The organism is Psychrobacter nivimaris, assembly GCF_043419765.1.
Lineage (GTDB): Bacteria > Pseudomonadota > Gammaproteobacteria > Pseudomonadales > Moraxellaceae > Psychrobacter.
Window position 1 is genome coordinate 162415 of record NZ_JBHOFX010000003.1, and the last position, 24508, is coordinate 186922.

General features: G+C 42.0%; 21 protein-coding genes. 12 read left to right on the forward strand and 9 right to left on the reverse strand.

Annotation, left to right across the window (positions count from 1 at the left end):
• Positions 1–32 precede the first annotated feature (32 nt).
• Positions 33–1109 (forward strand): beta-N-acetylhexosaminidase, encoded by a 1077-nt coding sequence (nagZ, locus tag ACHEVO_RS07425; RefSeq protein WP_394124474.1) that lies wholly within the window; start codon positions 33–35, stop codon positions 1107–1109.
• A gap of 101 nt (positions 1110–1210) precedes the next feature.
• Here the strand turns inward: nagZ and ACHEVO_RS07430 are convergent, their stop codons facing one another.
• Together ACHEVO_RS07430 and ACHEVO_RS07435 are read right to left on the reverse strand one after the other, a co-directional pair.
• Positions 1211–2809 carry an OmpA family protein gene (locus tag ACHEVO_RS07430; protein ID WP_394124475.1) on the reverse strand — a complete coding sequence of 533 codons (1599 nt, stop codon included), beginning with the start codon at positions 2807–2809 and terminating at the stop codon, positions 1211–1213.
• A 303-nt stretch (positions 2810–3112) separates the two neighbouring features.
• A complete protein-coding gene (locus ACHEVO_RS07435; RefSeq protein WP_394124476.1) occupies positions 3113–4756 on the reverse strand; it encodes a hypothetical protein in 1644 nt (547 codons plus the stop codon).
• A 414-nt stretch (positions 4757–5170) separates the two neighbouring features.
• On the opposite strand from ACHEVO_RS07435, the gene ACHEVO_RS07440 reads away from it, so the two are divergent.
• The 6 genes from ACHEVO_RS07440 (at position 5171) to ACHEVO_RS07465 (ending at position 10386) form a co-directional block, all read left to right on the forward strand.
• Positions 5171–5779 carry a rhomboid family intramembrane serine protease gene (locus tag ACHEVO_RS07440; RefSeq protein ID WP_165598370.1) on the forward strand — a complete coding sequence of 203 codons (609 nt, stop codon included), beginning with the start codon at positions 5171–5173 and terminating at the stop codon, positions 5777–5779.
• A 103-nt stretch (positions 5780–5882) separates the two neighbouring features.
• Complete coding sequence (locus tag ACHEVO_RS07445; protein WP_394124477.1) at positions 5883–6839, forward strand: metallophosphoesterase; 957 nt, start codon at positions 5883–5885, stop codon at positions 6837–6839.
• A gap of 107 nt (positions 6840–6946) precedes the next feature.
• On the forward strand, positions 6947–7498 hold the full coding sequence (gene purE, locus ACHEVO_RS07450) for a 5-(carboxyamino)imidazole ribonucleotide mutase (RefSeq protein WP_394124478.1): 552 nt from the start codon (positions 6947–6949) through the stop codon (positions 7496–7498).
• A gap of 197 nt (positions 7499–7695) precedes the next feature.
• Positions 7696–9060: a 5-(carboxyamino)imidazole ribonucleotide synthase gene (locus ACHEVO_RS07455; protein ID WP_394124479.1), complete on the forward strand. Its 1365-nt coding sequence runs from the start codon at positions 7696–7698 to the stop codon at positions 9058–9060.
• On the forward strand, positions 9060–9509 hold the full coding sequence (locus ACHEVO_RS07460; protein ID WP_102093310.1) for a YaiI/YqxD family protein: 450 nt from the start codon (positions 9060–9062) through the stop codon (positions 9507–9509). Before ACHEVO_RS07455 ends, ACHEVO_RS07460 begins: the two co-directional genes overlap by 1 nt.
• 235 nt (positions 9510–9744) lie before the next feature.
• The gene (locus ACHEVO_RS07465; RefSeq protein ID WP_394124480.1) at positions 9745–10386 is read left to right on the forward strand and encodes an NAD(P)H-binding protein; all 642 of its coding nucleotides are present in this window, start codon (positions 9745–9747) and stop codon (positions 10384–10386) included.
• Between the two features lie 157 nt (positions 10387–10543).
• On the opposite strand, the gene epmA is transcribed toward ACHEVO_RS07465, so the two are convergent.
• The 3 genes from epmA to ACHEVO_RS07480 all read right to left on the reverse strand — a co-directional run bounded on the left by epmA (position 10544) and on the right by ACHEVO_RS07480 (position 14140).
• On the reverse strand, positions 10544–11572 hold the full coding sequence (gene epmA / locus ACHEVO_RS07470; protein ID WP_394124481.1) for an EF-P lysine aminoacylase EpmA: 1029 nt from the start codon (positions 11570–11572) through the stop codon (positions 10544–10546).
• A 50-nt stretch (positions 11573–11622) separates the two neighbouring features.
• A complete protein-coding gene (locus tag ACHEVO_RS07475) occupies positions 11623–12732 on the reverse strand; it encodes a 4-phosphoerythronate dehydrogenase (protein WP_394124731.1) in 1110 nt (369 codons plus the stop codon).
• A gap of 280 nt (positions 12733–13012) precedes the next feature.
• The gene (locus tag ACHEVO_RS07480; protein WP_201548554.1) at positions 13013–14140 is read right to left on the reverse strand and encodes an AI-2E family transporter; all 1128 of its coding nucleotides are present in this window, start codon (positions 14138–14140) and stop codon (positions 13013–13015) included.
• An 859-nt stretch (positions 14141–14999) separates the two neighbouring features.
• Here ACHEVO_RS07480 and ACHEVO_RS07485 point away from each other — a divergent pair.
• Both ACHEVO_RS07485 and ACHEVO_RS07490 read left to right on the forward strand, forming a co-directional pair.
• Positions 15000–16691, forward strand: a complete 1692-nt coding sequence (locus ACHEVO_RS07485; RefSeq protein ID WP_394124482.1) for an NAD+ synthase — start codon at positions 15000–15002, stop codon at positions 16689–16691.
• 214 nt (positions 16692–16905) lie between these two features.
• Entirely contained in the window at positions 16906–18180 is a 1275-nt protein-coding gene (locus tag ACHEVO_RS07490) for a hemolysin family protein (RefSeq protein ID WP_394124483.1), read from the forward strand.
• A gap of 46 nt (positions 18181–18226) precedes the next feature.
• Here ACHEVO_RS07490 and ACHEVO_RS07495 read toward each other — a convergent pair whose 3' ends face one another.
• Positions 18227–18943, reverse strand: a complete 717-nt coding sequence (locus ACHEVO_RS07495) for a YggS family pyridoxal phosphate-dependent enzyme (RefSeq protein ID WP_394124484.1) — start codon at positions 18941–18943, stop codon at positions 18227–18229.
• A 357-nt stretch (positions 18944–19300) separates the two neighbouring features.
• Between ACHEVO_RS07495 and ACHEVO_RS07500 the strand changes: the two genes are divergently transcribed.
• Both ACHEVO_RS07500 and ACHEVO_RS07505 read left to right on the forward strand, forming a co-directional pair.
• A complete protein-coding gene (locus tag ACHEVO_RS07500) occupies positions 19301–20356 on the forward strand; it encodes a type IV pilus twitching motility protein PilT (RefSeq protein ID WP_296209488.1) in 1056 nt (351 codons plus the stop codon).
• Positions 20357–20487: 131 nt separating this feature from the next.
• Positions 20488–21609 carry a PilT/PilU family type 4a pilus ATPase gene (locus ACHEVO_RS07505; protein ID WP_394124485.1) on the forward strand — a complete coding sequence of 374 codons (1122 nt, stop codon included), beginning with the start codon at positions 20488–20490 and terminating at the stop codon, positions 21607–21609.
• 128 nt (positions 21610–21737) lie between these two features.
• Here ACHEVO_RS07505 and fur read toward each other — a convergent pair whose 3' ends face one another.
• On the reverse strand, positions 21738–22172 hold the full coding sequence (fur, locus tag ACHEVO_RS07510) for a ferric iron uptake transcriptional regulator (RefSeq protein WP_057758249.1): 435 nt from the start codon (positions 22170–22172) through the stop codon (positions 21738–21740).
• 317 nt (positions 22173–22489) lie between these two features.
• On the opposite strand from fur, the gene ACHEVO_RS07515 reads away from it, so the two are divergent.
• A complete protein-coding gene (locus tag ACHEVO_RS07515) occupies positions 22490–22909 on the forward strand; it encodes an outer membrane protein assembly factor BamE (RefSeq protein WP_057758247.1) in 420 nt (139 codons plus the stop codon).
• A 33-nt stretch (positions 22910–22942) separates the two neighbouring features.
• On the opposite strand, the gene ACHEVO_RS07520 is transcribed toward ACHEVO_RS07515, so the two are convergent.
• Positions 22943–23326, reverse strand: coding sequence for an RnfH family protein (locus ACHEVO_RS07520; RefSeq protein ID WP_394124486.1), 384 nt, complete (start codon positions 23324–23326; stop codon positions 22943–22945).
• Entirely contained in the window at positions 23302–24435 is a 1134-nt protein-coding gene (locus tag ACHEVO_RS07525; protein WP_394124487.1) for a hypothetical protein, read from the reverse strand. Before ACHEVO_RS07525 ends, ACHEVO_RS07520 begins: the two co-directional genes overlap by 25 nt.
• Positions 24436–24508: the final 73 nt, after the last annotated feature.

The window sequence follows — 24508 nt, forward strand, 5'->3', positions numbered from 1 at the left end:
ATAACCATATATAAAATAATAAGGAACAAGCGATGTACGGCGTTTTAATGATAGATATCGATAGTACCGCTTTGACCGCTGAAGATGTCAGCTTGATTAAACAAGCACAGGTCGGCGGAGTAATATTGTTTGGTCGTAACGTCACAGATGCGGCCCAAGTCAGAGCACTATGCGATGATATACGTTATCACAATCAAGACATACTTATCGGTGTGGACCAAGAAGGTGGACGAGTCGCGAGGCTACGTGAAGGTTTCACGCCCTTACCTGCTATGGGTCGACTGGGTGAGCTATTCAATCAAGACCCAAATCAAGCACTTAGCTGTGCCTACGATTGCGGTTATCTAATGGCAGCTGAAGTGTTGGCTGTAGGAATCGATTTGAGCTTTGCACCCGTACTGGACAGAGATGGTATTAGCCAAGTCATCGGTGATCGCAGCTTTCATCATGAGCCGCAAGCCATCACTGCGCTTGCAACACAGTTTATGCGCGGAATGAAAGCGGCTGGTATGGCAACCACTGGTAAACACTTCCCCGGTCATGGAGCCATCGCTCCTGACTCGCACGTATCAGAAGCCATTGACACACGTAGCTTAGATGAAATCGTCAATAGCGATATGCAACCTTTTGCTCAAACACTACATAGTCTGGACGCTCTTATGCCAGCACACGTGATATTTTCGCAAGTAGACGACAAGCCAGCAGGATTCTCCAAAATTTGGCTACAAGATATCATTCGAGATGAGCTTAAATTTGACGGGGTACTTTTCTCTGATGATTTATCGATGGCAGGTGCAAAGGCGGCTGGTGATGTCAGTGCTCGCGTAAAAGTGGCCATTGATGCTGGTTGTGATATTGCCCTCGTATGCAATGACCGTGTGGCTGCTCATGAGGCGGCTAAAGCTGCGCAAGATCTGCCTTACCCTAACCAGCAACGTATCAAAACTATGCGCGGCAACATCCCAACATGGCAAGGCGACCTTGAATCTACTTGCCAGCAATTTGAATACTGGCAGCAAGCCAAGCAAAATGTTACTCAGACTTTTTTTGATGCGCAAGCTGATGCTCAGACTGCTAAAGAATCAACAGATCCTACTCTATATAAATAATAGCTTACTTAACTATCATCGAGTAGCATACAGAAAACCGCACCTTTATAAGATGCGGTTTTTGTCATTTGGCTACTATAATCAAAATAAGAACAAATAGATTAGTTGGTTGGATCTACCGCAGTACCTTGGGTAGCGTCATCGCCATCTGGTAACAAATCGTCATTGTTACTATCTAATGGGTTCATATCTGGATCTAGCGAATCACTGTTTATCATCATGCCATCGTTTGCACTAACAACCTCGTCATTGACCATAAATTCAATACGGCGATTGCGGAAGCGACCTTGTTCAGTTGAATTGTCCGCGATTGGTTCTGATTCGCCCATGCCTTTGGTCGTTAATTTACTAGCATCAACCCCTTTAGACACTAGATACGATTTCACTGACTCAGCACGCTCCTGAGACAGCTCCATATTATAGGTATCAGAGGCTTGACTGTCCGTATGACCGACAATCATCAGCTTCATATCAGGTACATTATTGATGATTTCTGCAGCACGGTCTAGCAGCGCCTTATTGACTTCAGGTATAACCGCTTCATCTACTTGAAAGTTAATCACCTGAATACTCAAAGCACGAGCAACATCACGTGGATCTGGGTTTTCACCTAGATTGGTCATCGCCACATCTGCAGCAGCCAGACTGTCATCAATCTCGCCTTGTAAATCTAATGGGCCTTCAGCTTGAACCGTCATGGCAGGAGCAGCTGCTTGTAAGTCAGCAACCAACTTGTCCAATGCGGCTTCATCAGGAGCATTAACAGTAATGTTATCGCCTTTGATAATCATACTCGCGTTCGGTACATTTTTGATAATTGGTAATATCGTTGCCAACTGAGCAGATGCTGGCATATCTACTGCAAAATTATCATCAACGTCAGCACGGCATTTATTAGCTTCGTCACCAAATGCACCAGTCAAAGCATTCATAACATTGGTTTGTAATGTCTCATCACCTACACTCATACGACAAGCATACAGCTCGCTATTTTCACCAGTTGCGATACTCAGTGACGCAGGCTCAATCGCACCTGCAACCGCTACTACCTCATTACCTTGCGCCCCTTGCTGTACTGTAGCCGCTGGCGTTGCTACAGGCTCAGGGTTTTCTTGACAGCCTCTGAGTAGTGCCCAAGCCAATGCACCCAAGATAATCAAACCAATAATAGGTAGCAGCGCTTTCATGAAGCTCTCTTTTGGCTCTTCTTCTTTTTGCAATGGCGCTGTGCTGGTGGTATCAGAAATTGGTGTGCCAGCTGCAGTAGAAGTGGCAGCGACTGCACTAGCAGGCAAAACAGTACCCGCCCATGCAGGGATATGATGCTGGTAACTGTTCAGGTTGTCATTCAAAAATTGTGGAACGGGCGTGGTACCAGCTAAGCTTTTGATCTCATGAAAAGCCAGTGGCGCTGCCATCGCAATTAAACCACGCGAGGCAGTTGCATCGACATTGTGTTTGCCTGCCAGTTCAAGAGAAATTTGGTCGCGGTGTGCTCCTTCTGTCCATACACGATCATAAAAAGCGTTGTCATCACGGGCAATGTTTTCGTTGGCAAAGCGGCTAAAAGTATCATTGTCTGCAAGGCGAGCAGCAAAAATGGCATAAAACTGCTCTAATAGATTTTTCTTAGCTAGGCTACGGTCATCTTCCAATACGGCTGGGCTGACGGTGCGTGTCAAATGGCTAATAATATCCATAATATGGCTCTCCCCTTAATTTTTTATTTATATCATTCATTTGCTCAAACAGCAGCTATATAATTCTTTTGTATTCAATCGTTATAGTATTAGGTAATCATAATAGCGATAAATCCATCAAACTACTTTATTTGGTTTTGATTATTATAAAATTCTTAAGCTGCTATTCACAGTCTGTACGTTGTTGTGCAAATGATACAGTAAGTAATGTTTCGGTTGGCACACGTAACTATAGCTAAGCTAAATGAAAAGATAATTCATATAAAAAGACACGCCCTATGAAACAGCGTGCCTTATAAAAAACTACCTAACTTGAGCTGGTTCAGCAACGATGACCGTGTTTGCCATCTCATCCACTTCTGAAGGTGAAAAAGGTCCCGGCGGTCTGGTCGTTTGATTATTCGAAGAAAAGTTGTTGGGAATATTACTCGCGCCATTAGTAGGCAGATTGTTAGGCGCATTATTAAAGCTACTATTGTTAGGCAAAGGAGTTGGTATCACACGATCTCCAGTATCATCATCTGATGCTTGGTATTCGCCAGAGTTACTACTTACCCCATTATTATTGTATTGACTATTAGTCCCTGCCCCATCATCTACAAACTGATTATTGTCGTTTGCCATATTGTTCGTAACATCACCAATATTACTAGTATCAGGCAACGGTAGTGGTACTGTATTTTCGACCACCATCGCTGGTACTAAGCTTCGTATTTCTGTGACCAGTTTTTGCAGCAGCATATTGTCTGGCGCCTCCAGTGTGAGACGGTCATTTTGCACATGCAAACGTGCAAATGGTGTTGATCTAAGCATCGTCAAGACATTGGGCAGTGTCTCCGCAGGCATATTAGTGATTGTGGTTGCTACCCCATCCTGTATGTTTAATTCACAAATACTTGCCTGCTCACCAAAGCTTGTGTTGAGTGCCTGTTGCAACGTGCTTTGCAATGCAGCATCGCCAACGGTCGCACTACAAGTGTACAAATTACCGCTGTTATCTACACCGACAATAAGCTCAACAGGAGTCGTTGTTGGTACAGGAGGCACGGGTGCTGGCGGTGGTTCAACAGGTACTGTAGCCACAGGTTCTACTGGTATTTCATTATTGGGTTTCACTAATAATGCCCATGCTGCTAGGGCAAGCGCAGCTAGAGCTACTATTAATAAAAATACGCGTATTAGTAGATCGTTTCGTTGATTACGAGTGCGCACCTGTGCACGCTTCAAATTACTGTTTTCTGCCAGATGATAAGCTGCTGGATTGGCATGAATAGCATCACTATTGGCAATCGTGTTGTCATCTAACGCTTCAGTGCTCGCGCGCTCAGCAGTTGATATTTGCTCTATATCTTCTACATCATTATTCGTTATTGGTGTGTCTATGCCAGCTATGCCAGTATCTAAAGTAGCGTCGTCAAGTCTATTCGATATGTCGTCACTTACTGGCACATGTACTGGCACATGGTCATCATCTGAATTAAAGCTTGTTTGTATTTGCTGACTAACACCTTGAGTAGCCGTAATCACAGCTGCTGCCCAGATAGGTAAATATGGACGTAAAGCAGCCTGTTTTTCTTGTAAAAATGCTGGCAAAAACTGTCCATTAGCCAATACTTTTAGCTCACGATATGCCAATGGGGTAGCACTAATTAGTAGTTGCTCAGTTGTCTGTTCATCAATGTGATGGGTGGCTGACAATTCTTGGATGATCGTTTTTTGCAGGCTTTTATCTTGCCATATTTGTTCAAATAAAGGGCTTTCATTATTGCTACTAGTAATTATTTGATCAGTACGCAGCAGCTGTGAGTAAACCTTTGGCACAGCTAAACGCGCAGCCAAAACAGCATAAAATTGCTCAAGTAGACTGACATAGGCGACATTATTGCTGTCATCATTACCCATTACAGCTGGGGTTACCGTTTGTTCTAGCTGGTCAATAATGTTCATATTCCACTGCCTCTATCAGCCTTATTTGAATGTGCAAAATTAAGCACTTATTTTATTTTTGTCCATGTCACTTGTGTATTTTGCTTCTTTGTCTAAAAGATTCATTGCAGCGCGGATGAATGAGCACTACTCTCGTCTTTAACCTTGCTTTAAAAATTTCACTTATGTTGCATGGTACACTGCTACATTATTCACTATAACCGCATAAAAAAGCATCGTTTTGTCACACAATAGGTATTCGCGTTATTGCAACTGCTGTTAGTATTAGTCTATTGCTAATGGTTAGTACTCAATACGGATCAGACGTCAAACTTATTTTTTACTCAGCCGTAACGCTTAGGCTTTGAATATTGTCATTTGTAGCTTGTCATTTGTAACATTGTCACATATCAGGCACGGCCTAAGGATTTTTCTTTGTTAAACCATACGACGCTTATTATCATAATTACCGTTATTGTCAGCTTATTGGCTTGGCAAAACAAGACGCTATTTAATCGACTGATCTTTTACCCGCCAGCAGTCAACAATGGGCAATGGGATCGCTTTGTGACCCACGGCTTTATTCATGCTGATAGTATGCATTTGCTCTTTAATATGTTTACTTTGTATTTCTTTGGGCGTGCTATTGAAGGACTATATCAGCCGTTTTTATTCGGCTACGGTTTTGTGGTTTTTTATGTGTTGGCAATTATCGTTGCCATGATTCCAAGTTACGTGAAAAATAAGAACAACGCCAGTTATTTGAGTCTAGGCGCATCAGGCGGCGTATCAGCTGTGCTGTTTGCTTTTATTCTGTTAGCACCATGGGAGAGAATCTATCTCTTTGCCGTGATTCCTATTCCTGCGATACTATTTGCCGTGGCCTATATATTTTATAGTATCTATGCGGATCGACGCGGTGGTTCAAACATCAATCACATGGCTCATATGTGGGGCGGCGCATTTGGCGTTATCGCTACGATTGTTTTGGAACCAAAAGTACTACCTCATTTTATCAATGCGTTACTATCACCAGGATTTTAGACATTTTTACGTATAGTAAAGCTAGCACTTTAAAGACAGCTATACTTTATAAATACTATTTTGCACAGGGTATACTTCTACATTTGAGATTTAGTAATACATTATGATTATAGATATTATCGGTGATATACATGGTTATGCAGACAAACTGATCGGTCTGCTGCATCAGTTAGGCTATAAGCATAATGGCCAGTACTTCGTGCCACCAAAAGGTCACAGGGCCTTGTTTATCGGCGATTTGATCGATCGTGGTTCGCAGCAACTAGCTACACTGGAGATTGTCTTTGCAATGCTAGATGCCGATGTAGCCGATGCAGTGATGGGCAACCATGAATATAATGCATTGGCATATGCCACGCGCGATCCCGATAATACCAGCCAGTATTTACGCTCGCACAATGATATCCATAGACGCCAACACGAGGCATTTTTAGCAGAGATACCATTTGGCTCAGAGCAACATGAGTACTGGTTGCAGCGTTTATATGAAATCCCATTGTGGATTGAGACCGACTACGCCTGCTTTGTACATGCTTGTTGGGATACAGACAGCATGGCAATACTAAAACCCTTTCTGACTGACGATAACTGTCTGACTCCAGCAGGTTTAATCGCGACGGCTAAAGAAGATACCATCGCCTTTGACGCTTTAGAGCGAGTGTTAAAAGGGGTTGAAACAGGCTTACCTGATGGTATTGTGATGGTAGATAAAGAAGGTACCGAGCGTACACGAGTGCGAGTACGTTGGTGGCTAGATGAGCTAAATACACGCACACTTCGTGAAGTGTCTCGTGCTCCATCGTCCGCATTGGCGCAGATACCACCTGAGGTGTTGGCTGAAAATATTGAGTTTGCGCTAAAAACTCATAAACCTGTGTTCGTCGGGCACTATTGGCTCACTGGCACACCTGAGCCACTCAGTCCACAAGTTGCCTGTACTGACTACTCTGCTGCAGTGGATAGCGGCTATCTAACATGCTATCAACTGGATACCGAACATCCATTACCATTGACGGTCAATCACTTCGTTCAGCATTGTCATGATGAAAAACATATATAAAATCGTGATATCACTGCAATTAGCGCCATACCAGTATTAAAAGTCAAACTTGACTTTACGAGTGTAGCAAAATTTTTGTATGATGGTCTTTTTGAGGATATCCAATCATGAGCACCACGAATACTGCTGCTAACCAGAACGGTCCAATCACCTCCCCTGCTGGTCAGCCAAAAGTCGGCATTATCATGGGTTCACAGTCTGACTGGGCGACTATGAGTGCTGCTGCGCAATTGCTTGCAGACTTTGACATTGCTTTTGATTGTGAAGTGGTCTCCGCACACCGTACACCTGACAGACTATTTGATTATGCCAAAAGCGCAAAAGATAATGGTCTACAAGTGATCATTGCTGGTGCAGGTGGTGCCGCTCATCTGCCGGGTATGTGTGCCAGCCAAACGCCGCTACCTGTCTTTGGTGTCCCTGTAAAGTCATCTATGCTGAGTGGTTGGGATAGTCTACTGTCTATTGTACAAATGCCAAAAGGCGTCGCTGTTGGTACTTTGGCGATTGGTGCTGCTGGTGCTTATAACGCCGCCCTACTTGCAATTCAAGTATTGGCATTGCATGATGATACGATTGCTACTAAGCTCGATCAGATGCGCCAGTCTCAGACTGAGACCATTCTCGCTAGCCCAACACCAGGTACTATTAATCCTTAAGTAAATATAAATCGATCAGCTTTTATAGCAGAGTCTTCTAGATTGACCGCTTAACAATTGAAGCTATCACTGTATACTTTTAAGCAATTCTGATTAGAGATAAGGTGCATACAGTGCACCTTTTCCTATTTTCACCCATTGAGTTTTAGTTTTTCATATACCAAACATCTTATTCACTTTTATTCAAAGAGCCTGCCATGACTACAGCAAACGCTTATCCTGTTACCCAAACCATTCGTACCATCGGTATTTTAGGCGGTGGTCAGCTTGGTATGATGCTTGCCGAAGCCGCTATGCCATTGGGTTACCAATGTGTATTCTTAGAAGACAATCCAGAATGCCCTGCCAGCTTATACGGTCGTGTCTTTCATAGCGATCAATTAGAAGACTTTATCGCAGCAGCGGATGTCTTTACGTTAGAGTTTGAAAACACGCCAACGTCTACGGTCGAACAGCTGGTTAGCTTGTCAAAATCTGGCAGCAAGCAAGGCATGTTCCCGCCATTGATTGCGCTTGATATCGCTCAAGATCGTCTCAAAGAAAAGCAGATGTTCAACACGCTTGATATTGCAACCGTGCCATTTATGGAAGTCAATTCTGAAGCTGAGCTCAAGCACGCTTGTAAAGAATTGGGCCTGCCTATCGTTCTGAAGACCAGCCGCGGTGGTTACGACGGTAAGGGGCAGTTCGTTATAAAGCAGGACAGTGATATTAAAACTGCTTGGCTAAATCTAAAAGACGCGGTCAGTGGTAAAGGCTCACTTACGCCAACACCTGCGCCGTTAATTGCTGAAGGCTTTATTAACTTTAGCCGTGAAGTGTCTATCATTGCAGCAAGAGCGCAAAATGGTCAGGTACGCTGTTACGATCTGGTCGAAAATCACCATCACAACGGTATTTTGGCCAAAACTCAAGCACCTGCTGTTGGCACGAGTCACCTGTTTCAACAAGCAACAGACGCCATCACCAGAGTCATGAATCATTTAGATTATGTTGGCGTTATGGCGCTTGAATTATTCGTCACCAAAGATGCTCGCGGTCATAATGCGATATTGGCGAATGAGATCGCACCACGGGTACACAATTCCGGACATTGGAGTATCGAAGGCGCTATTACCAGTCAGTTTGAGAATCATATCCGTGCCGTGGTTAACTTGCCATTAGGGGATACAGATAACGTGCATCCTGCGATTATGGTAAATGTGCTGGGTCAATATCCCGATATCAGTGCAGTGCTAAACATCGATGGCGCTCATTACCATAGCTATCATAAGGCTGAGCGTGACGATCGCAAGATTGCTCATATCACCTTGATGCCTAATGACGTGACTGATTTAGAGCCCGCTATGGCAAAACTGGTTGCTATCTTGCCAAACAAGGTTGGTCTAGATAAAGAGTATGCAAGTGTAGATACTCAGCCTAGTAAAGCAGATGTCGATGCTAAGAGTAATGCTAAAAACAGTGCTCAGAATAGTGTTCAAAATGACGCCACAGCTGATGACCTAGACAATAAAGACAGCCTGACTACTACTCCATCAAAACCTGAGAAGGCTAAAAAATAATGCAAATTTGGGTGGACGCAGATTCGGTACCATTGATTGCCAAAGACTTGATTATTAAGACGGCTGAACGTACCAAGACCATGGCTATATTTGTGGCCAATCAGCCGATCAAGTTACGCAAGTCGCCCCTACTTGTTATGACAGTCGTACCATCAGGGTTCGACAAAGCTGATGATTATATCGTCGAGCAGATACAGGCTGGTGACTTGGCTATCACTAGCGACATTCCTTTGGCCAATGATATTTTGGATAAAGGTGGTATGGTATTGACGACGCGCGGTGTGGTCTACGATAAGAACAACATCAAGCAAAAGCTCAATATGCGCGACTTTATGGATACTATGCGCGGTACTGGTGTCCTAGAATTGCAAGAAATGAGCGGGCAAAAACCCTACGGTGATCGAGATAAAAAAGCCTTTGCCGATGGTCTCAATCGCTTGGTTCGTTAGTGCCTTCTATGGTTCTATCTGACGCCTACCTGTTCTGTCATCTATTATATGATGTCATCTGATCAACGTTTGCTTCCTTGCAAACTGTATACACTCTATAACCAAACACTATTCAATCAGCACGCTTTATAACGAAGCGTGCTACCTATCTTTGTTACTCTATATTCGGTTTTTAAGATAAATAAACTTACTGAATAATTCAAACAATAGCATTTAAATAAGAATAGGAATGATTATGAAAATTTTAGTCGTTGGTGCAAGTGGTCGAGTGGGCGGTGATTTGGTTAAGCAGTTATTGGCTGATGATCACCAAGTTATTGGCACGACTCGTCAGAAAGAAAAACTATTTGATAATGACAACTATACCCAGCTAGATTTAGACATTACAGCCAGTAGAGAGTCTATTGAAAAACAACTGGCTCAGGATATCGAGGCTGTTTACTTTGTAGCAGGATCTGGTGGTAAAAACATCTTAGAAGTTGATTTGCATGGTGCTGTAAAAACGATGCAGGCTGCACAAGATAAAGGCATTAAACGTTATATTATGCTGAGTTCGGTCTTTTCATTAGAAACTAACAAATGGGATGAAAACCCTAGTATTGCAGACTTAAAAGAATACTATATCTCTAAACACTACGCCGATCACTGGTTAGTGAATAACAGCTCGCTTGACTACACTATCGTACAGCCAGGCGCACTAAAAGAGCGCGCAGGTACTGGTAAAATTACTATTAATGATACAAGTTCTGGTGAGAATGCGATCGAAGATGTAGCGACAACGCTAGCCGCGGTGCTCACCGCAGATAACACGATAGGCAAAGTCTTCAATCTACACAATGGCGACATTGATATCAATGAAGCAGTTGCTACGGTATAAATAAATTTAGTATTAGTAGAAGTGGTTGTATCTGCTAAATTTTAGAAGCAGCCAATATAAAAGGTCGTTGTCGGTTCGCCAATATCTAATTGGTAAATCGGCAACGACCTTTTTATTATATATTTAGATTACAACTAATCGAAAAAAGCTCTTTCAATCATGCTTGCCCACTGGGGAAAGAAATAACTTCTTCCAAGCTGCTTGCACCTGTTAAAACCATTAGCAACCTATCCATACCGACTGCAATACCGCTACATGGCATCAAATCATTAGATGCGGTTAATAGATGCTCATCGATTGGCATTTGAGGTAGATTATGACACGCGCGTAATTGATTGTCTTGTTCAAAACGGTCACGCAATGCTTGACCATCTGCTAGCTCATCGTAAGCATTGGCAATCTCAATGCCGTTAATGTATAGCTCAAAACGTTTCGCAATTTTATTACCGTCTTTGTCCACAGCGGTCTTCGCTAGTGCAGCGGTCGCAGGTGGATACTCTATAATTAATGTCGGCAAATCATGGCCTAGGTTTGGCTCTACGGCATGACTGAATAACAAATCCAACCAGCTCTGGCGACGATTTTCTTCGCTATCATCAGCATTATTAAAATCAAATCCTGTCAAACCCATATCTTCTGCTACAGCTTGCAATGCAGTTAAACTCGCTGTCAACGGATGTATACCCACGAAGTCCATAAAGGCATCGACATAGCGATAATGACTCATCACAACAGAATGACCATAGAGAGTCTCTAACAACTCATTAAGTTCAGTTGCCATCTCGTCCAGACTATAATTCGGTTGATACCATTCGAGCATCGTAAATTCAATATTATGACGCGTGCCTATTTCGTTATCGCGAAAGACAGGACAAATCTGATAAATAGGTACTTGCCAGCTGGCTAATAAACGCTTCATCGCAAACTCAGGCGAGGTATGCAAATAATAAGTGCGCGGACGGTCCTGATAGGTCACATGAGCTGCTACAGACTGCAAAAAAGTGTCTGTATTGCCTGCTTGGGATAATAGCGGTGTCTGCACTTCCAGCACTTGTCGACTGGTAAAAAACTGCCGAATACTACTGATAAATTGCGCGCGTTGTTGTGCCATCGCAAGTGTCATGGTTGGTGCATAGCTAGGCTTAGAATTAATAAGCTGCGAAGAAATGTTGTTTGCTTGAGTCATTGGGCTCTACTGCGACTGATGAATAATTGGTTGCTAAGTATCTTGTTTAATTAAAACTGCCACTCACGGCGCAAGTGGTAATCACGTCTCAGACCGTCAAAGTCAGCACCATTTACTTGCCCATCCACTGCTTTATTTCGCAACGAGGTATCATCCTGCATAATGTCATAAAACTTTGGCAGTCTGTCTGAATGTGATTTTAGTTCAGACCATAAGAACATATTTAGCGGTAGCAGATTAGACATAGATTGAGCTGGAGGTATCGCTAATTTTTCACACAAGGCGTCATAAATGATTTGTGTGCCACGTAGCTTACCTTCTAGTGTATAGCCAGCGATGTGTGGTGTGGCAATAGCAAGTTTGGATAGTAAGCTTACTGCTATCTCTGGCTCATGCTCAAACACATCTAGCACCACTTGACGTCCAGTACGCTCAATGTCTGTTTCAAGCGCACTTTCCTCAATTACAGGTCCTCGCGCACTATTAATCAGCATTGTATCAGCAGGCATTATTGCTAATGCAGCTACGTTGATAAGATGACGTGTTGGGTAATCACTACCTTTAGGATTCGTCGCATTCTTTTCATTGGTTAAAGGCACATGCAGACTAACCACGTCACTTTGGCTAAGTACCTGCTCCAAGCTAGCATTATTAGTTTTAGAGGCTGGCAACAAGGGATCATAACCTAGCACCTGCCAACCCAAATCATAGGCATATTGAGCAAGCGTACTACCGATATTACCAAGACCAATGATACCTAATGTTAACGACGCCGATTGCTGCCAATACTGCGGACGCAAAGTGAAAACAGCCGTCAATACATATTGAGCCACAGAATGCTTGCTACAACCAGCCGCATTGGCGAAAGTGATATTGCGAGACGCTAGATAATCTTGATCTACATGGTCGGTCCCAATAGTCGCAGACCCAACAAACTGCACACTGTTATTATCAACCAGTAAAGTATTACCTACTTTTGTCACCGAGCGTATCAGCAGCACATCTGGCTGCACTTCGGCAAGTAGCGCTGCATCGATATCTCGACCAGCGACAGTAATAATCTCAACCTTATGCTCAGTCAGCTGACCTAGCATAGAATCATTAAAAAAATCATTCAGACTGGCGATGTTGCTGTCCGCTAAAATAGTGATATTTTTAATTGTACTTAATTTATCAGTCTTATTATTCGTCGATTCTGTCATATTCTTATTTATCATTTGCCATCATCTCTATCGATAATTTTTTACATCGTATTTTCTAGGGCGTGTCTTCATTTCAAAAATGGAGATAAAAATGAGATAAATTGCCGTCAAACAAGAAAAATAGCGTAGATAATATCAGGATATTAAATAGCTATTTGACGATGTTTGGCAAAATTTAGCCATTTTTAGCCCATTTAGATGGCCATCGGGTGAATTGAAGACACGCCCTAATGACTCGTTATTCTGGTTCGTGCACAGGATCTATCGCACGAGAGTCAGAAAGCATCACCTCTTGCTGAGCAAATATCTCATTCTTATGCTGCGATATCCACTCGCGCCATACCGCAAGCCCGATAGCCAATACGACAGGCCCGATAAACAAACCAACAAAACCAAACGCTGTTAGACCACCCAGTACACCGATAAAAATAATGATAAAAGGAATTTTGGTCGCGCCGCTAATGACGATAGGACGAATCAAATTATCCACCCAGCTAATTACCAGTACACCCCATAGTGCCAATCCAATACCCTCTGCAGTATGTCCTTGGCTCAACAGCCAAATCGATACACCGCCCCAAACGAATGGCGTGCCAAACGGAATCAAGGCAATAATAAAAGTAACAATGGTCAATAAAATAGGACTTGGTGCACCAGCGAAGTAATAGCCGATACCAGCCAATAATGCCTGAGCCAATGCCGTCAGCCCGATGCCGTATACCACAGCGCGCGTAGTTGTACCTACAGAATCGATGTAACCGTCGATGCGATTGCCGATGATGTTACGCAGCGCTTGACGAATCTGGCGAACCAGACTGGTCCCATCTCGGTAAAAGAAGAAAAGCGTCATTAACGCCATACCGAGTTTGGCCAAACTACTGAACACCACATCAAATGCTATTTTGCCGTAATATAAATGCGACTGAACCCAAATGCGAAAAGCTTCTAGCGTCCCTTCTGGGTTTTTATTGATACGCCATAGTACGTCTTTGACTTGCTGACCGATGATAGGTAAATCTTTGAGGGAGTCAGGCACATCTAAGTAACCTACCTTGATACGGTAAATCAAGTTACTGATCAAACTTAAAGCTTCTTGCTGCAAGATAAACACACCGATGACCAGTGGCACGCCTATTATTAGTGAGATGCTCACCGTCATAATAGCGGCACTAAAATCTGGGCTTAGCTTTACCTTTTCATGGAAGAAATTATAAATAGGAAAAGTCACATAGGCCAAAATCGCTGCCCACAGCGCTGGTACAATAAAAAATTGCACCACTTGAAAACACAATACGAATAGCACCACTAGCAACGTAATTGCTAATAAGCGCTGAATAATAAATTCTTTTGTCCAGTTTTCAATCATAGCGTATAAACCAAAAGCGGACAGCAAACGATAATTTTGCTGGCGAGTTTATAAATGTGTGATGAATATCAGCTCTTAAACACTGTCTATAAGCCATATCCATTAGCGAGAGTTGCGAGTCGTACAAAAAAGCATTGCGTCGGACTTATAAATTCACATGACGATTAAGTAACATGACAATTAAATAGTATGACTGTGTTCAGTTCTATACTACAAATTTATAGCCATTTATTATCATAGATAAAATAATAAAAATGCAGCTAGCACACTTTATTATGCAATAAAGCGTGTGAATTATATAACGCGTTGTTGTAATCTTTACTTACAACTTTGTCTATGCAAGCTTACTAGATGACGACGATAATGACTAGCGCATAATGCATGAATTTAGTGTGTAAAAATGATGTGTTGAAAACTGCTTTTATGTTCAGCTTTTAAACTGTTATCTTATAAGGGAATCCACTGGTGCGTTCTATTTGTCGCGACAATTGATGTTATACTAAAGCAATTATTTTAAGCTTTTCAGTGTAGTTAAGTTTATTTGCACATATTTATTTACATCGTTGTACAGACATCGAATCCTCTGAGCAAGATTTCAACACCCGCTTATACCGTCTTCTTTTAGACTATTATAAGTTCTAATTTTAGGGTGTCGCTATCACTTAGAGTGAGTTACTTGAACAAAATCATAAGTCTTTTATAAAGGCTTATACGAGCTTTAGACTCAGCATATCAGCTCAATATTTGAGCTTGATATGCCAGAGCGCAGTTTTGAGTTAATTTCGGATTTACTTTGATTTTATTTGAAATCAATACAGACACACCAAATTTTAATAATATATCGATAGGAACAATAACAATGTCAAAAGACACTGATAACCCCAACTCTAACACCTCAAACGAAGCCAGTAAGCCCAATAAACCACAAGATACTGTCACTTTTGCTTTAGCTCAATCACATTTTTTGGTCGGCGATATCTCAACCAACGTCGAAAAAATGCGTACTCTAGCATTACAAGCACGCGAACAAGGTGCTGACGTAATCGTATTCCCAGAGTTAGCGCTGTTAGGCTACCCTCCACAAGATTTATTGCTACGTCCAAGCTTGTCAGGTCGCGTCAAAAGCGCTTTATCTACTTTGAGTGATATTGATGATATCGTCATGATTGTCGGCTATCCGCATGTCGATCATCACGGAACTTTTAACTCTGCTGCCATCCTACATAATGGTCATCAAAAAGGCTTTTACCATAAGCAAATTTTGCCAAATTATGGCGTGTTTGATGAGCGTCGCTATTTTGATAAAGGTCGCAATCAAGTTTTATTTGACTATAAAGGCATTACCATTGGTCTGCTTATCTGTGAAGACTTGTGGGAAAAAGGTCCTATCTCTGAGCTTAAAAAACAAGGTGCTGATTTAATCGTAAGCTTAAATGCCTCACCTTTTGAGATTGAAAAACAAGACAATCGCAAAACCATGCTGGCCAAGCGTAGCCGTGAAAACAAGCTACCTATCGTCTATGTCAACGCAGTGGGTGGGCAAGACGATCTAGTGTTTGATGGTGGCTCTATGGCTGTACAAGCTGACGGTAGCATTGCTCATGAAGCACCACGCTTTATGAACCAGTTGCTACTGGCTACGTTAGATGTAAAAACTGCTAAGTTTAACGAGCAGACCAAAGCGCCTCTAACCTTGAGCCGTGAATCTGAAATGTATCAAGCATTAGTCGTCGGTCTACGCGACTATGTCAACCATTCAGGATTCTCTGGCATTATTGTCGGGTTATCAGGTGGTATTGACTCAGCATTGACGCTCTGTATCGCTGTTGACGCGTTAGGCGCTGATAAGGTATATGCGGTCATGATGCCATACGAGTATACCTCTCAAATCAGTCTAGAAGATGCTCAAGCACAGGCGCGCCGCTTAAATGTTTCTTACACCGTCTGTCCTATCTTTGATGCTGTCGAAGGCATTCGTCATACGCTAGCACCGTTATTCAATAAGTCGCCAGCGGACACTACTGAAGAAAACATCCAAGCGCGCGCGCGCGGTGTTATTTTGATGGCCTTGTCCAATAAATTCGGTCATTTAGTTATTACGACTGGTAACAAGTCAGAATTGGCAGTTGGTTATTCAACGCTATATGGCGACATGGCTGGCGGCTTTGACGTACTAAAAGACGTATACAAGTCTCAAGTTTATAAATTGGCGAGCTATCGTAACCGTTTAGAAGATACGCCGGTTATTCCTGAGCGCGTTATTACTCGTCCACCATCGGCTGAATTACGTCCAGATCAAAAAGATCAAGACAGCCTACCTGACTACGATGTGTTAGATGGTATCTTGACGTCATACATCGATGAAGACATGGGCTATCAAGAGATTATCGATAAAGGCTTCGATGCTGAGATGGTCGCCAAAGTCATCAAAATGGTAGACAACAGCGAATACAAACGCTTGCAATCTCCCATCGGTACTAAGATTAGCCATAAAGCTTTCGGACGTGAGCGCCGTTATCCATTGGTTAATAAGTGGTCAATCAAAGGTTAATTACTACACACCTCTCAATTTTTACTATCTATAAGTTAAGAGGTACTAGTTAGCCAGTTTTACAAGATATCGAATTTTTTACTATTAGCTGGGTGCTTGCCCAGCTTTTTTGGTTTTTATCTACCAAAAATTTTTACACCTAGCTATATTCTTTTCTACACAGTTTCACTAACTATTTTGCCTTAATTATCTTTATTTCTTTTTCGAGTACGTCATGAGTTTGCTAACCGCTAGTGTTTTTCTTCTTTTACTGCTTGCCTTAAGTACCTTTGTCTCTGCTGCTGAGATTGCCATTGCCGCAGGCCGCAAAATCAAGCTCCAAATTATGGCAAAAGAAGGCGATGTTCGCGCACTTGATGTACTTAATATGCAAGAACATCCTGGTAGCTTTATCACCGTCGTACAAATAGTGCTAAATGCGGTCGCTATTTCAGCTGGTGCCGTGGGTGAATCGGCCATCAGTCCATATCTCGAGCAATTATTGAATAGTGAAACGATAGCATCAGTTATATCATTTGTACTTATCACGAGTTTGTTTTCATTACTTGCTGATCTAATGCCTAGGCGTTTGGCCATGTCAAATGCTGAGACGATAGCGGTACGGCTCGTACGCCCGATGATGTTGTTGATATTTATACTAAAGCCCATTATATGGGTGTTCGATGGGGCCGCAAATATTCTGTTTAAGCTTTTTGGCATCTCAACCATACGTCAAGATGATATGACACCAGAAGATATTTATGCAGTGATGGATGCAGGTGCCGAAGCGGGTGTACTCAAGAAGCAAGAGCATCACTTGATCGAAAATATCTTTGATATGCAAGAGCGTACCGTCACCTCAGTGATGAATCCTCGAGAAAATATCGTTTACTTTGATACCAAGACAAGTACCGAAGAAGTCGTGAATATCATGATTGAGCAGCCACACAATAAGTTTTTGGTCTGCCATGATGACGATTTAGAACATATCGTTGGTTATGTGGAATCTCGTAGCTTTTTGGCTTTAGTTTTGAACCAACAAGAAGTTAGCTTAACGAACAAAGCTCTATTGAAGCCAGCACTTTTCGTGCCTGATACTTTATCTCTATTTGAAGTATTAGAAATGTTTAAATCTACTGGCGCTGATTTTGCGGTCATCGTGAATGAATATGCATTAGTCGTTGGTGTTATCACCTTAAAGGACGTGATGAGCATTGTGATGGGTGAGTTGGTAACGCTAGAAGAACAGCCTATTGTCCAGCGCACTGACAACTCGTGGCTAATCGATGGCATGACCCCTATCGAAGATGTGATTCGTGCATTAGATATCGTCGACCTACCACGCAGTCAAAATTACGAGACTATCAGTGGATTCATGATGTATATGCTTCGAAAAATCCCTAAGAAGACCGATACGATTGAGTATGCCAATTATCGATTTGAGATTATTGCGACTGATAATCTTAAAATCACGCAGATGCTAGTCACTAAATTAGAAGATGTCATTTAATTTACTGGCTAGTTAAAGGATGCCTAACTAGCCTATTTATATCGTTTTAAGCACGTTGACCAAAGATAGCAGTACCGACACGTACCATCGTTGTGCCGTTTGTTATCGCTTCTGCCATATCACCACTCATACCCATGCTAAGCGTATCCCAGCTACTTAACTCTGGATAGTCGGCTTTGACCTTTTCAAACAACTGCTTAGTTCGAGCAAAGGCATCCGTATTTGCTTTAGCAGGAATAATCATCAAACCTCGCAGTTGTAAGCGCTCGTACCCTTTTATCGCTGTTATCAGCTCTGGCAATTGGGCTGGCAGGCATCCTGACTTGCTATCTTCGTTATCGATATTTAACTGAATCAAAACATTCAATGGTGGCAGGTCAACTGGTCGTTGGTCATTCAATCGTTTGGCGATGATATCGCGCTCAACCGTTTGCACCCAATCAAAGTGCTCTGCAATGTCACGTGTCTTATTACGTTGAATACTACCGATATAATGCCAAACGATACTCTTGCCTACAGGTTGAGCTTTAAGTTCAGTAATTTTCTCGATGGCTTCTTGTAGATAGTTTTCACCAAAATCACGCTGTCCTTGTTCTGCTAAAGTTGCAATCATATCGGTAGGTTTCGTTTTCGAAACAGCCAACAACATAACATTATTAGCCTTTCTGTCAGCATGATCACACGCTTGCTTCATCTGCTTATGAACTTGCTGCCAGTTATCGATAAGTGTCACTTCATCAATATTTTGATCTTTTTCTTTCATATTCGGCCTTTAATACTTATTAGGTTTCCAAAACTTCTTCAAAAAATAATTACTCGATATTTATGACTATTTTATGCAGAATCGTTTAATAAAGATTGATAAAAGATTATTCATGTAAAAATATCTTTATTAAAACTAATTTTGAGTTTTATTAACTTAGTAGATGGTTAAATACTCACAGTCTTGTTATGATATTGTTACATGCTTTAACATATGCTACTGAATGTGCTAGCGATAGTAAAAAAATTGGTTATCTCTTCAACGTTTCTTGTTCAGTTGAAATTGCTGATAGATAGTTTACCACGTGTTTTTGTAGTGTTCTGTTTTACCCGAACTAAGTGATAGGAATATCAAATTATGGCTGAAAAAAATAATCTAAGTATCGAAGATTTGCTGCGTTTTACTGTTAAACATAAGGCATCAGATTTACATATTTCAGCAGGCATGCCGGCAATGATTCGTGTTGACGGTGAAATGACACGTATCAATATGCCAGAGATGACCCATCAGGTTGTGCATCAGCTTATTTATGACATCATGAATGATAAACAACGTGCTGACTTTGAAGAATTTTTTGAGACGGATTTTTCTTTTGAGATCCCTAATCTAGCACGTTTTCGTGTCAATGCTTTCAATCAAAATCGCGGGGCAGGCGCTGTATTTCGTACCATTCCTTCCAAAGTATTAACGATGGAAGACTTAGGTATGGGCGATGTCTTTAGACGCGTTTCTGACTTTAAGCGTGGTGTGGTACTGGTAACGGGCCCAACAGGTTCAGGTAAATCGACAACGCTTGCGGCGATGATTGATTATATTAACGAAAGCCGTAAGGAGCATATTCTAACTATCGAAGATCCGATTGAATTTGTTCATGAATCAAAGAAAAGCTTGATTAACCAACGTGAAGTTCATCGTGATACTTTGGGTTTCGAACCAGCATTACGCTCTGCTCTACGTGAGGATCCTGATGTTATCTTGGTCGGTGAGCTACGTGACCTTGAGACCATTCGTTTAGCATTGACCGCAGCAGAAACTGGTCACTTAGTATTCGGTACCTTGCATACTAGCTCAGCCGCTAAGACAATTGACCGTGTCATCGACGTGTTCCCTGCTGCTGAAAAAGACATGATTCGCGCGATGCTGTCAGAATCATTGCAAGCCGTTATTTCACAGACCCTGTTACGTCGTCAAGCAGGTGGACGTGTGGCAGCCCATGAAATCATGTTAGGTACCCCCGCTATCCGTAACTTGATACGTGAGAATAAAATTGCTCAGATGTATTCTGCTATTCAAACTGGTGCAGGCGAAGGCATGATTACGCTCGATCAAACATTAAAGAACTTGGTAGGCAAAGGTACTATTAGCAAAGATGTGGCGCGTCCTTATGCAAAACAGCCTGAAGCGTTTCTATAGTATATATAGAGAGACCATTAGAAGTGAATAATTGGTGATATCCACTATTATTTAATAGCCTTCTACTTACGAACTTTACAGCATGATTTTAAATATTTTCTTAATCGATTTACATCTAGTGCAGGTACGATATGGACATTGATAAACTATTGCAGTTAATGATTAATAAAAATGGCTCTGACCTTTTTATTACTGCTGATGTAGCGCCTTCCATGAAAGTCAATGGAAAGATATTGCCTGTTGGTAAAACGCCCTTGAGTGCTGAGCAAACCATGAGGTTGGTCAAGGGTGTGATGACGCCAAGCCAACGAAAAGAGTTTGAAGATACCAATGAGTGTCAGTTTGCTATTGCTGATGAGGCGCAGCAAGCACGTTTTCGAGTCAGTGCATTTATACAGCGTGATATGGCAGGAATGATTTTACGGAAAATTGAAAACAACATTCCAACGGTCGAAGAGTTACGTTTACCGCCAGCGTTAAAAGAATTGGCCATGAAAAAACGCGGTATTATTCTATTAGTTGGCGCAACGGGTACGGGTAAATCCACTACCCTTGCTGCAATGATAGGACATCGCAATCAAAACTCTCATGGTCATATTATTACGATAGAAGACCCTATCGAATTTGTCCATAAACATCGCGGCTGTATTATCACCCAACGTGAGGTTGGTATCGATACCCATTCATTTGAAGCGGGCCTAAAAAACACGCTACGCCAAGCACCCGATGTCATCTTAATCGGTGAGATTCGTAACCGTGAAGTCATGAGCTATGCTATTCAGTACGCAGAAACTGGCCATCTAGTGTTTGCAACGTTGCACGCAAACAACGCTAACCAAGCAATCGATCGTATCATTCACTTCTTTGAAACCAGTCGCCATAATCAGTTGTTTATGGATTTGTCGTTGAACCTGCAAGCTATTATCGCGCAGCAACTTATTCCCACACCTGATGGTAAAGGACGACGCGCTGCTATTGAGATTTTGCTAAATTCGCAGCTGATCAGTGACTATATCCGTAAAGGGGAAGTCCATGAAATCAAAGATGTGATGACACGCTCACGAGACAGTGGTATGCAAACCTTTGATCAGGCGCTTTTTGATTTGTACGAACAAGGAGAGATAACGTATAAAGAAGCGATTCTACATGCCGACTCTCCTAACGATCTACGCCTCAAAATTAAGCTCAGTAGCAAAAACGGTAAAGCTAATTTAGATGAAGGTGCTGATAGTTTATCGTTAGATGTAAGCTAAATTATTGCGCTTTCTACGCATAATAGACATATAAAAAGAAGCCCTCGTTATTTATAACGAGGGCTTCTTTTATTGTTCGATATCGTAGTGCTGATAGAAATAAGCGTTTCTACTTATACGCTAGACAATTACTTCGCGCTGTCTCTACAGGCTTGATCCGCGCAGATACCATATAGCACGAGAGAATGCCCAGACAGTTTAAAGCCATGTTTTTCTGCTACTTTCAATTGCTCTTCTTCGATGACTTCATTATGAAACTCTATAATCTTGCCACACACATCACAAACTAGGTGATCGTGATGCTCTTCTTGGGTAATCTCAAATACAGATAGATTGTTTTCAAAGTTATGACGCTCAACAATACCTGCTTGTTCAAACTGTGTTAGGACACGATAGACAGTGGCAAGACCTACGTCTTCACCTTGCTCGATAAGCGCCTTGTACACTTCTTCTGCACTCATGTGATGCAGCTCTGCGCTTTCTAATAGCTCTAAAATTTTGATACGAGGTAACGTGACCTTGAGTCCTGCTCTACGTAAATCTTGATTGGTAAAAGAAGCCATAATATCCCTTTTGACTGTGACAGCCTTAACAAATAGAAAATATGAGATAAATAATCAACAAAGATTATTTTTATTTAATATAAAGTGAATGATTAATAATAAACTGATGAAACTTACGCAGACATCTCTCTTATTATTTTCTAAATATCGAGATGCAAGCCTATGAATTTAAAATATAATTAATCTAACTATTCAGATTGTGTTTGGTAAATAATGTCGTAAGTGGTAGGCAATTGCAAGTAAATGACGTATCATTTGTCCAAGATTGTCGGTCAGACTGGTACGACCTAACGCTGGCCACACCTAATTCATTTCTTATGAGTCATCTTACCATGATAAAGACATTAAATTTCCGTCCGTTAAGCCACACAAGCGCATTACGTAAGATCGTTATCACCAGTATGCTTAGCGCTACTGTTGCTATGTCTGGCTGCTCATTATTGAGTGTTTATAAGATTGATTTGCCACAAGGCACAGCGATTACGCAAACCCAAGCTCAAAAGCTAAAAGTGGGTATGAATCAAAACCAAGTTCTTTATACTCTTGGTAGCCCTGCGATTAGAGATACGCTTGAACCTAAACGCTGGGATTATATCTATGACTACAAAGCAGGCACTGAAGGTAGCCGTAAAGGCATCGCAGATGTCAAAAACGCCAGCCAGCATTTAGTTGTTTACTTTGATGATAATGGTTTGGTCACGCGTATCGAAGGTATTGAGAGTCTGCCAGCATCATAGTCAGCGAAACCTATTAGCTTAGATAATTAACGGTTAGCTACGAGATTTATTTTTGCGCTGAGACATAGGATCAGCGCTTAAACTGCGATATACCTCGATACGGTCAAAAGGCTGTAGCAAATAGCTTAATGGCTGTTTCTGTGCATAAATCCCTACATGCCAACGTTTTGCAGTTGGCGTGGTGATATCTATTACTTGCTCACACCACTCTGCCAGTTCTGCAAATTTCTCAAGCCACCCTGCTTGCGCCAATGCTGCATACAAACTAGTACCTTGTCCAACCTGCAAAGCTAGATAATGCTGGCGCTGCTCATCTTCAGCATACGCCAGATATACGGTCATTAAGTTAGCTTGTGTAGACTGTGGCACACTGCTGTCACGACCTCTGACCGTTAGCTCAACCACTGCATCACCCAACCTACCAACGCTAGCAGTAATGCTAATGGTACGACTAAACGTATCGCTACTCGCCACAAGTTATAAACTGCTTCATTACTGAAATTTAACGACTTACGCAAATGACTGATTTTCATCTGCCAACCCGCAAATACTGATAATAATAATACAGCAATGCTACTAATAATGACCAAGATGCCAACTAACCATGCTGTTGGTATCGCAACCACTAATAATAACGCTACAGCAAAAGTGATTATCAAACTAACCAATAATCCAAACTTATGCGTTAACTGTTGAGTGCTGTAATGTAGCAAGTAACTCGCCACAAATAACACCCCGCCCCAATATAAAAGTTGTCCAATTGGCGGTAGCGACATACCACTAGTAAATAAAGCCACTACTCCTATCAGCAGTTGCAATATCCAAATCGGTAACACTAGCTTGGTTGCACGGTACTCACGAGTAGCCGCTCTGTTTTTCACTTGCTGATTGTTTGCTTCTACAGCCGTGATGGTCTGCTTACTCACCAAGTTCTGACCGAACCAGTATAAGCCTGTACCCGCACCGACACTGACCAATGCTAGTGCGACTGCGCGTGCCCATTCTGTCAAACTGACATCAGTCATGGCAAAACCAACATTTGGTACACCGTTTGCGAACCCTAGCAGCAACCCTATTACCATCAATCCTAAACCAATAGGTAAAGGCGTAACACCCAGCAAGCTTAAGAGTAACGCAATGAACATCAGGCCTGCAGCCACTGCGAAGCTAGGTACATCGGGTACGCTATTTAGCTCAGTTAATGCAGACAATATACCTGTACTTGCACCAGATATGACCAACGCTGCAATCACTATAGAAACTAGCGCCGCTAACCAACCAAAGCTGCGCCATATCGGACTGACATCTGCTTCACGAGTGAGCTTTTGCATACCCGCTAGAGGTCCTTCGACACTGCGATAGGCCAAAGCTATCTCAGCATAAACAACTGGCAGCGCAACCAATACCATGGCTAATAGCCATAGTAACCAAAAGTCAATCTCACCAATTGACGCAGGTGCAAACCAACGAAATAGCAATAACGGTAGTAGCGCCGCGATAAAATAAGAAGCATAACGGATCATCATAATTTCAATCCAAACGATCTAATACCATTCACAAAAACTGGAGTAGCAAACAAGACAAGTACCACGCATAGCA

Bases quoted from the DNA above. Each gene is read 5' to 3' on its own strand.
- nagZ (WP_394124474.1), top strand. From the start codon at position 33: ATGTACGGCGTTTTAATGATAGATATCGATAGTACCGCTTTGACCGCT.
- ACHEVO_RS07525 (WP_394124487.1), bottom strand. From the start codon at position 24,435: ATGATGATCCGTTATGCTTCTTATTTTATCGCGGCGCTACTACCGTTA.
- epmA (WP_394124481.1), bottom strand. From the start codon at position 11,572: ATGACTCAAGCAAACAACATTTCTTCGCAGCTTATTAATTCTAAGCCT.
- purE (WP_394124478.1), top strand. From the start codon at position 6,947: ATGAGCACCACGAATACTGCTGCTAACCAGAACGGTCCAATCACCTCC.
- ACHEVO_RS07465 (WP_394124480.1), top strand. From the start codon at position 9,745: ATGAAAATTTTAGTCGTTGGTGCAAGTGGTCGAGTGGGCGGTGATTTG.
- ACHEVO_RS07490 (WP_394124483.1), top strand. From the start codon at position 16,906: ATGAGTTTGCTAACCGCTAGTGTTTTTCTTCTTTTACTGCTTGCCTTA.
- ACHEVO_RS07505 (WP_394124485.1), top strand. From the start codon at position 20,488: ATGGACATTGATAAACTATTGCAGTTAATGATTAATAAAAATGGCTCT.
- ACHEVO_RS07430 (WP_394124475.1), bottom strand. From the start codon at position 2,809: ATGGATATTATTAGCCATTTGACACGCACCGTCAGCCCAGCCGTATTG.
- fur (WP_057758249.1), bottom strand. From the start codon at position 22,172: ATGGCTTCTTTTACCAATCAAGATTTACGTAGAGCAGGACTCAAGGTC.
- ACHEVO_RS07495 (WP_394124484.1), bottom strand. From the start codon at position 18,943: ATGAAAGAAAAAGATCAAAATATTGATGAAGTGACACTTATCGATAAC.
- ACHEVO_RS07460 (WP_102093310.1), top strand. From the start codon at position 9,060: ATGCAAATTTGGGTGGACGCAGATTCGGTACCATTGATTGCCAAAGAC.
- ACHEVO_RS07455 (WP_394124479.1), top strand. From the start codon at position 7,696: ATGACTACAGCAAACGCTTATCCTGTTACCCAAACCATTCGTACCATC.
- ACHEVO_RS07480 (WP_201548554.1), bottom strand. From the start codon at position 14,140: ATGATTGAAAACTGGACAAAAGAATTTATTATTCAGCGCTTATTAGCA.
- ACHEVO_RS07435 (WP_394124476.1), bottom strand. From the start codon at position 4,756: ATGAACATTATTGACCAGCTAGAACAAACGGTAACCCCAGCTGTAATG.
- ACHEVO_RS07445 (WP_394124477.1), top strand. From the start codon at position 5,883: ATGATTATAGATATTATCGGTGATATACATGGTTATGCAGACAAACTG.
- ACHEVO_RS07515 (WP_057758247.1), top strand. From the start codon at position 22,490: ATGAGTCATCTTACCATGATAAAGACATTAAATTTCCGTCCGTTAAGC.
- ACHEVO_RS07500 (WP_296209488.1), top strand. From the start codon at position 19,301: ATGGCTGAAAAAAATAATCTAAGTATCGAAGATTTGCTGCGTTTTACT.
- ACHEVO_RS07485 (WP_394124482.1), top strand. From the start codon at position 15,000: ATGTCAAAAGACACTGATAACCCCAACTCTAACACCTCAAACGAAGCC.